The following is an 11732-nucleotide window of genomic DNA, read 5'->3' on the forward strand; positions in this document are numbered from 1 at the left end:
GTACGTCGCATACCCGCGTACTTCATAAAGTGCCCGCTAAAGCTGTTATGAGGGCGGGGGTCAGTTATCCTTCCATTCCGAGGCGCATTCGGTTTATTTTTCGTTGACGGATGTCAATCTCTGCTTCCAGACGTAGTTTATCCTGTTTGGATTCGAAGATTTCATTGGCAAAAAAGATCCCTTCAGAAGGAACCTCGCTCTCCAGCAGCTTTTTAGTGCGCTGAATGCAGAGTTCCAGTTCCTTCTTAAAGTTTTCGATTTCTACTTCGATCTCAGGGATACTAATCGATTTTGATTCTTCTTCTGGTTTTTGATTCATCTTTTTTCTTAACCTCAGGGTCTTTGAGTCCATTGATTTCCGGCAGGCTGTTGTAGAGGGTCCAGTAACGGGGCCAGAGATCAGTTACATCGCCGGGATTCTCAATGGAGATTCCGGGACGCATCCAGGCCAGAAGACCGAGAGCAATACCGAAGAAGGGGGTCGGTGCAGACCATGCTTCGTCCCATTTGAGTCTGCCGGGGATAACGGTAAGGCCGTCATCTTCACGCTCGTACTTGATGCCGAGACGTTCAAGCAGTTCAACGCCCTGTTCGAACAGCACAGTGTCGGCAATGTTGCCGAGCTTGCATTCGGAGCGGGAGTTGACCGCAAGGGCCAGACCCACGGGGAAGAGGTCGTTTGCATTTCCGAAATCAAAGGAGAGATCAGCTGCAGCTTCACCCTTGGATGCAGTGATACTTCCTTTGGAAATTTTAATGTCCACGCCACCTTTCTTGAGGGTTACAAGTGCATCTTCGGCAATGGCGGATTTGGGCCATTCTCCGTTGATGGTCACCTGACCGTCGCTGAAAGCGGGGATGGAGAGCAGGGCGGCACAGAGTTCGGGTTCCAGTGCAATGGCCGGTTCTTCCGGTACGGAGATCCCCTTGGTGGCCGGAACAGAGCATTCTGTTTCACTGAGCTTGGCTTTAACTCCGCACTTCTTGAGCACAGCAACAACTTCCTTGAGCAGGTCTTTGCCCTGCCAGTCTTCAGCGAATTTGAAGGTCAGTCCCTGCGGATAGGTCCACGCGGCCAGAGCCAGTGCAGCAACAAATCCAGCAGGAATGTCTTCAGAAATTTCAAGGGAGGAGGCCATGCGTCCGCCGCATTCGAGGCGTGCAGGCAGTCCGTGGCTCTGCAAGTCAAGGGTATTCAGCCTTGCGCCCAGCGGGGAAAGAATTTCGGCCAGAGGTCTGGAGTCGTACTGTTTAAGGATGGGGCCGCCGGCGATTTTGAACTTGCCTACAGTCTTAAGACCGAAGGCAATGGTCAGGAACATGGTCATGGCGTCATCTCCGGCAAAGACGAGTTTTTCCTCGAATTCAATGCCGTCACCGGAACGGGATTCAACGGTCTCGCCATCCCATGAAAGATGTGCTCCGGCCTGGTTGAATGCTTTGATCAATTCGGTGATCTCGTCATTGACGCAGAGCGGACCCATTTTGGATTCAGCACCGGCAGCAGCACTCAGTGCAATCCAGAGCTTGGACTGCAGCAGGGAGCCGGGACCGTCGAAGGTCACGTTCACAGGCTTCTGGGGCGGGGAAAGAACATAAGTGGAAAGCTTGCGGTTTTCCGGTTTGGCAACACCTGCGTAAGCAAGGTTGTTAAGTTGATCGAAAACGCGGCGTGCTGTTTTCACGTCAAACTTTTTGTTACCGGCTTCTGCGGTCCATGTTTCAAAGATACGTCTTTCCATATCCGGGTCACCGAGGGGCAGACCTTTCTGCTTGCGCTTGGATGCAGCTTTACCCATGAGGTAATTTCTGCGGGATATGAGGGAAAGAAGTCTTGCGTCCAGCTCTTTGATTTCGTCAAGCAGGGACTGTCTACGCGGTGCGGAACCGCCGGAACGGTCAAATTTTTTATATTCGGGCATTATTTTTGTTTCCTGAAATGTGATATAGGGAAGTCCACCTTAATAGCGCGATTTGCTTTGATGGGCAACCCCCGTCGTTTTACGTGAAAAATACCCGTGATTTTAGATTATTACAAAAAAAAGGGGAGAGGCGCAAAACGCCTCCCCCCTGAATAAGCAAGTAGTGATACTACTCAAATTACATTGCGTCGCCGGAAGCTGCGCCCTGCATTTTGACTTCAACCTTTTCGGTGAGGCCTTCGTAGTATTCACGGAGCTGTACGAGTACTTCGTCACGACCGAAGTGATCCACGATCTCAGCACCGTCGGACAGAGCTTTACGCAGCTTGGTACCGGAGAGGATTACGCGGGATTCTTTTTCGTGAGGGCAGGTTCTCAGGGAAGCCATGCCGTCGCACTTGTAGCAGTAGAAGGTCCAGTCGATCTTCATGGGCTCGCAAAGGAGAGCTTTGCCGGGCTCGGGGCAAGCTTCGGTTGCGTAAGGAATCTTGTCGAAGATTTCCTGAGCTTCGAACAGACCGTAGAAGTCACCAACACCAGCGTGGTCACGACCGATCAGCATGCGGTTAACACCGTAGTTCTGACGGAAGGTAGCGTGGAGGAGGCCTTCACGGGGACCTGCGTAACGCATATCGAGGGGGTAACCGGCCTGGATAACGTTTTCTTTAACAAAGTAGTGCTCAACGAGAGTGTCGATAGCTTTAACGCGAACATCAGCAGGAATGTCGCCGGGCTTGAGGTTACCGATCAGGGAGTGGATCAGACAACCGTCACATACTTCGATGGAGATTTTTGCCAGGAACTCGTGAGAGCGGTGCATGGGGTTACGGAGCTGGAGAGCGGAAACTGTGGACCAGCCTTTTTCGTCGAACATTGCACGGGTTTCTGCGGGACGCAGGTAAACGCCTTTGTACTGTTCGGGGTACTCACCTTCGGAGAGAACTTTAACGGGGCCAGCGAGGTTGTACTTCTTCTGAGCCATAACCATCTGTACGCCGGGGTGATCTTCGAGAGCAGTCTTCCAGAAGATGGAATCTTCGGACTCTTCACCTTCACCTTTGAAGACTTCGTAGCATTCCCACTTCTTGTCTTCTTCGGTCATTTCGTATTTTTCGGTGATCTGCATGGTTGCGTATACTTCACCGTCGTTTACGAGAGCGATTTCGTCGCCGACTTTAACGTCTTCATCGTCGGAGTCGAGGGTTACCGGAACAGGCCAGAAAGTGCCGTCTTCCATCAGGAATTTTTCACAAACGCCTTTCCAGTCAGCTTTACCCATGAAGCCGTTCAGGGGAGAGAAGCCACCACATCCCATCATGATGAGGTCACCCTTTGCGCGGGCGGAAATTTCAATCTTTTTCAGACCTTCTGCTTTTTTCTGTTCAGCAGCGAGTTCTGCGCCTTCGAGCAGGCAGCATACAAGACCTTTACCACCGTGAGGGGCTACGAGCTTAGACATGTTTACGTCTCCTTGTAGTAATTATTTTTTCAACACCTTGGCCCTTCCGCAAGACCTCCGGATAAGAAATCTTCGGCCTCCGGGTATACTGTGGAGGCTGCGCTTCTAAAGTGAAGCGGGTCTGCGGAACGAAAATTCGTAAAAACCATTATCATGGAGTGAGCTTTCAGGATAGTCCTAAAAAGCATTTTCCCCATAAAGCTTAAAAGGGGTTATGAATGGTTTGTGAAAGAAATGTCAAGGGCAAATTTGAAAAGGAGTGAAATTTTTCACTTGCTCTAGGTCGTCGGATTGTTGATTTTGATTTTTAGTGTTGAATTTGAATAGTAAATTCAATGGGTTTTGTGCTTTTGATGCTTGAGTTTTCGGGAAATGTGCTTGCGTGTTGGTTTTGTAGGGGAGGTTTCGGGGTGAAAACATGGGCTGCGCGAAGGTTTGGTGGCAGGGTGTGTTTTGTCTTATCATATTATATGTAGATATGGTTTGAATTTTTTCTAGAGAAAATCAGGGGAATCTCTACGTTCTTGGCGTGTAAAATCAGTTTGTTAGAGTCGTTGTGAAGAATATCTCATAATCTGAAAAAAAGGCTTGCAATTAAAGGCTAGATTGAACTAAATACCTATCCATGATGGAACACATTATTGTTTTGCCGCAAAAGGCCGTGCCTGTTTTTAAGGTTGCGAAAACCTTGGCGGCAGTGTTTCAGAACCGTTTATTTAACGGAATTGAAATTAGCTTGTTCTAAATTTCACTTTCGTCTTGACACCGGGTGTGGGGCTTGATAGTTACTATTTTCACGAGCCTTAAACATTAGGCAAGATTATAAATGGTTATAGGATGTCGGTGATTGATAACATTAAACCCTTTTAGGAGGACTAGGTATGCCGACCTTTGTCAATCCGGAAAAGTGTGATGGCTGTAAAGGTGGAGAAAAGACCGCCTGCATGTACATCTGCCCTAACGATCTTATGATCCTGGATCCCGAAGAAATGCGGGCTTACAACCAGGAACCCGAAGGATGCTGGGAGTGTTACTCCTGCGTTAAAATTTGTCCCCAGGGCGCTATCGAAGCACGTCCCTACGGTGACTTCGCACCCATGGGTGGTACTTCCATCCCCATGCGTTCTGCTGAAGACATCATGTGGACCGTTAAATTCCGTAACGGTAACGTAAAACGCTTCAAGTTCCCCATCCGCACTACCCCTGAAGGTTCTATCAAACCTTATGAAGGTAAACCCGAGCCGACTGATTTCGACAACGAGCTGCTCTTCACCGAAACTGAACTGGCTACCCCCAAAGAAGTTCTCGGACAGAAGTTTGACGTTGCTGAAGCAGACAAGACTACTGCTTGGAAGGATCTGGATTAATCACTGCTAAGCATTTGTCTTAGGTGTATTAATTCACGCAATCTTAAAAACCTAATTAAGGAGGAAACATGCCTCTTCTCCCTAGTAAAGAAGCTTCCAAAGGTGTTGCTCTCGCAGAACCTGAGCTTATAGAAAAAGACGTGGACCTGCTCCTCGTCGGTGGTGGTATGGGTAACTGCGGTGTTGCTTATGAAGCATGCCGTTGGATCGAAAAAGCTGGTGGCGACATCTCCATCATGCTTCTCGATAAAGCTGCTATGGAACGTTCCGGTGCTATCGCACAGGGTCTTTCCGCTATTAACACCTATCTTGGCGAAAACGATGCTGATGACTACGTACGCATGGTTCGTACTGACCTCATGGGCCTCGTTCGCGAAGACCTTATTTTTGACCTCGGCCGTCACGTTGATGACTCCGTTCACCTTTTTGAAGAGTGGGGCCTTCCCTGCTGGATCAAAAAAGACGGTAAGAACCTCGACGGTGCAGCTGCTAAAGCAGCTGGTCTCTCCCTGCGTAACGGCGACGCTTGCGTTCGTTCCGGTCGCTGGCAGATGATGATTAACGGTGAATCCTACAAGTGCATCGTTGCTGAAGCAGCTAAGCTCGCTCTCGGCGAAGATAACTACATGGAACGTATCTTCATCGTTAAAATGCTCCTCGACGCTAACGAGCCCAACCGCATCGCTGGTGCTGTAGGTTTCTCCACTCGTGAAAACAAAGTATACGTTTTCAAATGTAACGCTGCTGTTGTTGCATGTGGTGGTGCAGTTAACGTTTACCGTCCTCGCTCTACCGGTGAAGGTATGGGTCGTGCATGGTACCCCGTATGGAACGCAGGTTCCACCTACACCATGTGTGCTCAGGTTGGCGCTGAAATGACCATGATGGAAAACCGCTTCGTACCCGCTCGTTTTAAAGACGGTTACGGTCCGGTTGGTGCATGGTTCCTGCTCTTCAAAGCTAAAGCAACCAACTACAAAGGCGAAGACTACTGCGAAACTAACCGCGCAATGCTCAAGCCTTACGAAGAGCGCGGCTACGCTAAAGGTCACATTATCCCGACCTGTCTGCGTAACCACATGATGCTCCGTGAAATGCGTGAAGGCCGCGGCCCCATCTACATGGACACCGCTACCGCACTGCAGAACACTTTCAAAGAACTGACCCCCGCTGAGCAGAAGCACCTCGAGTCCGAAGCTTGGGAAGACTTCCTCGACATGTGTGTTGGTCAGGCTAACCTCTGGGCTTGTCAGAACATCGAACCTGAAAACTCCGGTTCCGAAATCATGCCCACCGAACCTTACCTCCTCGGCTCCCACTCCGGTTGCTGCGGTATCTGGACTTCCGGTCCGGACGAAGACTGGGTTCCCGAAGATTACAAAGTTAAAGCTGACAACGGTAAAGTCTACAACCGTATGACCACCGTTAACGGCCTCTGGACCTGTGCTGACGGTGTTGGCGCATCCGGTCACAAGTTCTCTTCCGGTTCTCACGCTGAAGGTCGTATCGTTGGTAAGCAGATGGTACGCTGGGTTGTTGATCACAAAGACTTCAAACCCGCTCTGAAAGAAAACGCTGCTGATCTCGCTAAAGAGATCTACCAGCCCTGGTACACCTACGAAGAAGGTAAAGGCATCTCTACCGACCCCGTAGTTAACCCCAACTACATCACTCCCAAGAACTTCATGATGCGCCTTGTTAAGGCAACTGATGAATACGGTGGTGGTGTTGGTACCATGTACGTTACCTCCAAGTCCCTGCTGCACACCGGTTTCCATCTTCTCGAAATGCTCGAAGAAGACTCCAGAAAACTGGCTGCTCGTGACCTCCACGAACTCATGCGCTGTTGGGAACAGTTCCACAGACTGTGGACTGTACGCCTGCACATGCAGCACATTGAATTCCGTGAAGAGTCCCGTTACCCCGGTTTCTACTACCGTGGTGACTTCATGGGTCTCGATGACTCCAAGTGGAAATGCTTCGTCAACTCCAAGTATGACGTTGAAAAAGGTGAAACCACCGTATTCAAGAAAGCATACCACCAGATCATCCCCACCTAAGCCGGGAATGACTATATGCGGCTGCGGGCTTAAAGCCCGCAGCCGTTCTTTTACGGCTTGCACTGAAATGGTCTGAATCCGAATTGCGACCGATGGTCGGTGTCCGGGTTTGGGCCATTTTAAGGCTCAGGGCTTCTAAGAGTTCAGGAGGATAGAGAATGTCAAATAGCATACTTGTCGTAGGCGGCGGGTTCAGTGGTATCACTGCTGCACTCGAAGCCGCTGAAGTAGGCCATGAAGTCTTCATCGTGGAGAAGGCGCCGTATCTGGGTGGCCGGGTGATGCAGCTGAATAAATATTTTCCGAAGCTGTGTCCTCCTTCCTGCGGACTGGAGATTCAGTTTCAGAGAATCAAAAACAATAAGAACGTTAAGTTCTTTACCTTGGCTGAAGTGGAATCCATCAGCGGTTCCAAAGGCGAATACGAAGTCAAGGTTCGCATCAAACCCAGATATGTGGGTCCGGGCAGTGTTGAACTGAACGATGTCATCGAGAAGTTGACCAACAACATTACCGATGAGTTCGAGTACAAACTCTGCGACCGCAAGGCTCTTTACATGGACGTTCCTTTTGCGTTCCCCGCAAGATACGTTCTTGAAAAAGAAAATTGCACCGATGAAGATCTCAAGCTTCTTGAAGGCGTCGATGTTATCGATCTTAAAGAAGAAGAAAAGGTCATCACACTTAATGTAGGTTCCATCGTTTATGCTACCGGCTGGAAGCCTTACGATGTTACCAAGCTTTCCAACCTCGGCGCAGGTACCGTAAAGAACTGTATTTCCAACATGGCGATGGAAAGACTTGCAGCTCCCAGCGGACCTACCGACGGTCAGATTGTGCGCCCCTCAGACGGTGCACAGCCCAAAAACATCGCATTCGTACAGTGTGCGGGTTCCCGCGATGAAAACCACCTCAATTTCTGTTCCTACATCTGTTGCATGGCTTCCCTGAAGCAGGCTGCTTATGTGCGTGAACAGTATCCCGATGCAAAGGTCACCATTTACTACATCGACCTGCGTACTCCGGGACGTTACGACAAGTTCGCCAAGCGTATTCTTTCCGATGACAAGATCAATGCCGTTAAAGGTAAGGTCGCTGAAGTTGTGGAAGAATCCGGTTCCGGCAACGTCCTCGTTACTGTTGAGGATGCTGAATCCGGTATCAAGTCCCAGAACGAGCATGATCTTCTGGTTCTGGCCACCGGTATGCAGCCCAGTCTGGCAGGAACTCCGGTTCCCTCCGGCGTGCAGGTTGACGATCAGGGCTTTATTGTCGGCGGTGAGGAACAAGGTATTTTCGCAGCCGGGTGTGCAAAGCAGCCTCTGGATGTCATGAAGACAGCCCAGTCCGGTACTGCTGCTGCTCTCAAAGCGATCCAAACGGTCATAGGGAGGTAAGTCGACATGCCCGAAAAAATCGGTGTTTATTTCGACCAAGCGAGCGTATCTCCTTACCTGAACGCTGAAGATATGGCTGAACTGGTCGGTCGCGTTTACGCGAACGAGTGTCCGGTCGTTAAGGTGCATCCGCGCCTGAACAGCGAGGAAGGAAGAAAGCTCATTCAGGAAGATATCGACGCTGGCAACGTTGACGCAGTATGTATCTGCGGCACCAGCCCTCGCGTTGACTGGGATATTTTCGACTTCGACAATGTCGCTGTCGAACGAGTCAACCTGCGTGAACAGTGCATCAAGGTTTTCAGGAATCCCGATGGCACCATGCCAGATCCTAACGGCGAAGTTCCTGAACTCCTCAAAATGATGGCAAACGAATACGTCAAGATGGGCGTAACCAAGCTGCTCAAAACCAATGAGCAGGGATCCGAGGCTTTTGACGCTACTAAAGTTGTCATGGTCATGGGTGGTGGTTTCACCGGTCTTACTGCAGCTCTCTACGCTGCCAAGACCAATCACGACGTAATTCTGGTGGAAAAAGAAGCCAACCTCGGTGGTAAGGCTGCCGGAATGTACAAAACATTCCCTCTTTCCTACCCTTATACTGAAGCACACGAAACCGGAATCGAAGCACTGATCTCTGAAGTTCAGTCCAATTCCAGAATCAAAGTGCTGACCTCCGCACAGCTTGAAGCTCTCGAAGGTGCTCCCGGCAAATACACTGCTAAAGTGAAAGTCGGCGGCTCCGTTGAAGAGATGGCTGTCGGTGCCTGTGTTCTGGCTACCGGTTGGGTACCTCAGGACACCAAATACGTAGAGCCCATGGGCTACGGTTCTTCCAAGGTTGTTACTGCTGCTGAATTTGAAGCAATGGTCAAGGAAGGCAATATGACTGCAAAGTCCGTTGCTTTCGTACTTGATACCCGCCTCAGTGAAGCAGAGTTCGCCGCACAGGAAGCCGCAGCTGCCGAGTCCACCGAAGAAGCTGAAGAAGCACCCGCTGCTGAAGAAGGTGAAGAAGAAGAGACCTTTGTCTACGAAGACATGGAATCTTACAAGCACCTGCCTTACAGCTCCGAGCTGAACAGCCTTGTTGCTCTCAAGCAGGCCAACTACGTACGTGAAAAAGACGACGACGCTGTAGCCTACATCATCTACGATCACATGATGGTGCCCGGCATCAACGAGCGTTACTACCGCGCAGCCCAGGATAACCCCGGTGTTATGCTGACCAAGGGTACCGTTACTTCCATCAAGGAATCCGGTGCCGGTATGGTCGTTGCCGCAAGCAACACCCTGCTCGGTGAAAATATTGAAATCGAAGCTGAACTGGTCGTAGTTCCCACCGGTATGGTTCCCACCACCGCGCATGATCCGACCATCAACCTCGTATACAGACAGGGGCCCGCATTCCCCGACCTCCAGCAGTTCGATGGTTATGCAGACTCCAACTACATCTGCTTCCCCTACGAAACACGCCGTACCGGTATTTACGCCGCAGGTTGTGTTCGTCAGCCCATGTCCATGGGACTGGCCCGTGAGGATGCAGCAGGTGCGGTCCTGAAAGCGATCCAGTGTATCAACTCCTCCAACCACGGCGTAGCTGTACACCCCCGCTCCGGTGACTCCACCTATCCTGTTTTCAACTTCATGCGCTGCACCCAGTGTAAGCGTTGTACCGAGGAATGCCCCTTCGGCGCACTGGATGATGATGAAAAAGGAACACCAATGCCGAACCCGTCCCGTTGCCGCCGTTGCGGTACCTGCATGGGTGCCTGCCCTGAGCGCGTAATCGGTTTTGACAACTACAACATCGACATGATCGGTTCCATGATCAAGCAGGTTGAAGTTCCTGATGATATGGAAGTCGGCGGTCCCCGTTTTATCGTACTGGCCTGTGAAAACGATGCCTACCCGGCACTCGATATGGCAGCTATGCGCGGTAAAGGCTGGTCCCCCTACGTTCGTGTCGTTCCTGTCCGTTGCCTCGGCTCCGTAAACACCATCTGGATTGCAGATGCAATGTCCAAGGGTGTTGATGGAGTTCTGCTGCTCGGTTGTAAATACGGTGAAGACTACCAGTGCCACTTTGTGAAAGGCTCTGAGCTTTGTAACCGCCGTATGGAAAACGTCGCTGATTCTCTGAACAGACTTGGCGTTGAACCCGAGCGTGTTGTCCAGGCTGAACTTGCCATCGACGAATACGACAAAGTTCCCGACATGATCGATAACTTTGTCAACGAGATGATCAAGATCGGTCCTAACCCGTTCAAGGGCTACTAGGAGGTAGACGCGATATGGAAAAAGATATTCGCATTAAACCGGATCTTCAGTTCATCAAGGAACTGCAGGAAGTCGGTGGCGATAGCCTCAAGAAGTGCTACCAGTGCGCTACCTGCTCCGTAGCATGTCCCCTGTCGCCTGCCGATAATCCTTACCCGCGTAAGGAAATGGTTTGGGCTCAGTGGGGCCTTAAAGATAAACTTGAAAGTGATATCGACATATGGCTCTGCCACAACTGCGGTACCTGCTCCGACCTGTGCCCCCGCGGCGCACGTCCGGCTGACCTGCTCGCAGGGCTGCGCAATATGTCCTATAAGAAGATGATGACCCCCACCATTATTGGTGAGTGGATGAGCTCCCCCAAACACCTGCCCAAGCTTATTGCTATCCCGGCAGCAATCTACATGGTGATCTGGTTCATCATGGCGGGAGTTCGCGGTTCCTTCTTCCCTCTCAAAGATGGTAAAATCGTTTACGGACATCTGTTTCCCGGCGACTTCACCATTGACCCCATCTTCATGATCGCCTTCGGCTTCATGGCATGGACCTTCTACAAGGGAGTGAAGAACCTTATTGCATCCTTCAAGGACCAGCCTAAGGTCTTTGCTGTAGGTGACAAGTCTGAAAAGCCCGGCATGCTGGAGTGTTTCATCGACGTTTGCAAAAACGAACTGTTGACCCACTCCAAGTGGAAAGAATGCGGTGAAAACGACGAAGCTGACGAACAGAAGTTCAACGGCCACCGTTTCATCATGCTCGCATTCATCTGCCTGATGGTAGTAACCGGTGTGGTTGCTGTGACCCACTGGGGCGGAAAGATTATTCCTTTCCTCTCTCCCATTGGTCATACTCCCATGCCGCTGTGGCACCCGATCAAGATTCTGGCCAACGTTGGCGCAGTACTGCTGATTTACTCTCTCGTGCTGCTCACCAAGCGTCGCCTGAATCAGGACCAGTCCGTACATGTATCCAGCTATTATGACTGGTACCTGCTCGGCCTGATCTGGACTATCGCCGTAACCGGCATAATGTGTGAAGTACTGCGTCTCCTCGGCGTGGCAATTCTCGCATACCCCATGTACTATGTACACTTGATCGCCGTATTCATGATGTTTGTCTATCTGCCGTGGTCCAAGCTTGGACACCTCGTCTACAGGACCGCAGCTTTAACTTATGCAAGATACATCGGCCGTCTGCCCATGCCGGTCCGTGAAGAAAAGACTTTTACTCTGTAATAGAGCAAGGAG

General features: G+C 50.7%; 8 protein-coding genes. 5 read left to right on the plus strand and 3 right to left on the minus strand.

From position 1 onward, the window contains the following. Nucleotides 1-64: 64 nt before the first annotated feature. From FMR86_RS04350 to sat, 3 genes are all read right to left on the minus strand, one after another. Nucleotides 65-319 carry a hypothetical protein gene (locus FMR86_RS04350; protein ID WP_163349862.1) on the minus strand — a complete coding sequence of 85 codons (255 nt, stop codon included), beginning with the start codon at nucleotides 317-319 and terminating at the stop codon, nucleotides 65-67. Further along, on the minus strand, nucleotides 282-1922 hold the full coding sequence (locus FMR86_RS04355; RefSeq protein ID WP_163349863.1) for a chorismate mutase: 1641 nt from the start codon (nucleotides 1920-1922) through the stop codon (nucleotides 282-284). Before FMR86_RS04355 ends, FMR86_RS04350 begins: the two co-directional genes overlap by 38 nt. Nucleotides 1923-2100: 178 nt before the next feature. After that, a complete protein-coding gene (gene sat, locus FMR86_RS04360) occupies nucleotides 2101-3381 on the minus strand; it encodes a sulfate adenylyltransferase (RefSeq protein WP_163349864.1) in 1281 nt (426 codons plus the stop codon). 881 nt (nucleotides 3382-4262) lie between these two features. Between sat and aprB the strand changes: the two genes are divergently transcribed. The 5 genes from aprB to qmoC all read left to right on the plus strand — a co-directional run bounded on the left by aprB (nucleotide 4263) and on the right by qmoC (nucleotide 11720). Then, on the plus strand, nucleotides 4263-4748 hold the full coding sequence (aprB, locus tag FMR86_RS04365; protein ID WP_163349865.1) for an adenylyl-sulfate reductase subunit beta: 486 nt from the start codon (nucleotides 4263-4265) through the stop codon (nucleotides 4746-4748). 68 nt (nucleotides 4749-4816) lie between these two features. Next, entirely contained in the window at nucleotides 4817-6808 is a 1992-nt protein-coding gene (gene aprA, locus FMR86_RS04370; RefSeq protein WP_163349866.1) for an adenylyl-sulfate reductase subunit alpha, read from the plus strand. Nucleotides 6809-6966: 158 nt separating this feature from the next. Beyond that, the gene (locus FMR86_RS04375; protein ID WP_163349867.1) at nucleotides 6967-8205 is read left to right on the plus strand and encodes a CoB--CoM heterodisulfide reductase iron-sulfur subunit A family protein; all 1239 of its coding nucleotides are present in this window, start codon (nucleotides 6967-6969) and stop codon (nucleotides 8203-8205) included. 6 nt (nucleotides 8206-8211) lie between these two features. After that, complete coding sequence (locus tag FMR86_RS04380) at nucleotides 8212-10485, plus strand: hydrogenase iron-sulfur subunit (protein ID WP_163349868.1); 2274 nt, start codon at nucleotides 8212-8214, stop codon at nucleotides 10483-10485. 14 nt (nucleotides 10486-10499) lie between these two features. Then, nucleotides 10500-11720 (plus strand): quinone-interacting membrane-bound oxidoreductase complex subunit QmoC, encoded by a 1221-nt coding sequence (gene qmoC, locus FMR86_RS04385; RefSeq protein WP_163349869.1) that lies wholly within the window; start codon nucleotides 10500-10502, stop codon nucleotides 11718-11720. The last annotated feature ends 12 nt before the right edge of the window (nucleotides 11721-11732 follow it).

It is taken from the genome of Desulfovibrio sp. JC010 (genome assembly GCF_010470675.1).
Taxonomy (GTDB): domain Bacteria; phylum Desulfobacterota; class Desulfovibrionia; order Desulfovibrionales; family Desulfovibrionaceae; genus Maridesulfovibrio.

What these genes read in the sequence shown, in the direction of transcription:
- FMR86_RS04350 (WP_163349862.1), bottom strand. Translation starts at nt 319, where the DNA reads ATGAATCAAAAACCAGAAGAAGAATCAAAATCGATTAGTATCCCTGAG.
- FMR86_RS04355 (WP_163349863.1), bottom strand. Translation starts at nt 1,922, where the DNA reads ATGCCCGAATATAAAAAATTTGACCGTTCCGGCGGTTCCGCACCGCGT.
- sat (WP_163349864.1), bottom strand. Translation starts at nt 3,381, where the DNA reads ATGTCTAAGCTCGTAGCCCCTCACGGTGGTAAAGGTCTTGTATGCTGC.
- aprB (WP_163349865.1), top strand. Translation starts at nt 4,263, where the DNA reads ATGCCGACCTTTGTCAATCCGGAAAAGTGTGATGGCTGTAAAGGTGGA.
- aprA (WP_163349866.1), top strand. Translation starts at nt 4,817, where the DNA reads ATGCCTCTTCTCCCTAGTAAAGAAGCTTCCAAAGGTGTTGCTCTCGCA.
- FMR86_RS04375 (WP_163349867.1), top strand. Translation starts at nt 6,967, where the DNA reads ATGTCAAATAGCATACTTGTCGTAGGCGGCGGGTTCAGTGGTATCACT.
- FMR86_RS04380 (WP_163349868.1), top strand. Translation starts at nt 8,212, where the DNA reads ATGCCCGAAAAAATCGGTGTTTATTTCGACCAAGCGAGCGTATCTCCT.
- qmoC (WP_163349869.1), top strand. Translation starts at nt 10,500, where the DNA reads ATGGAAAAAGATATTCGCATTAAACCGGATCTTCAGTTCATCAAGGAA.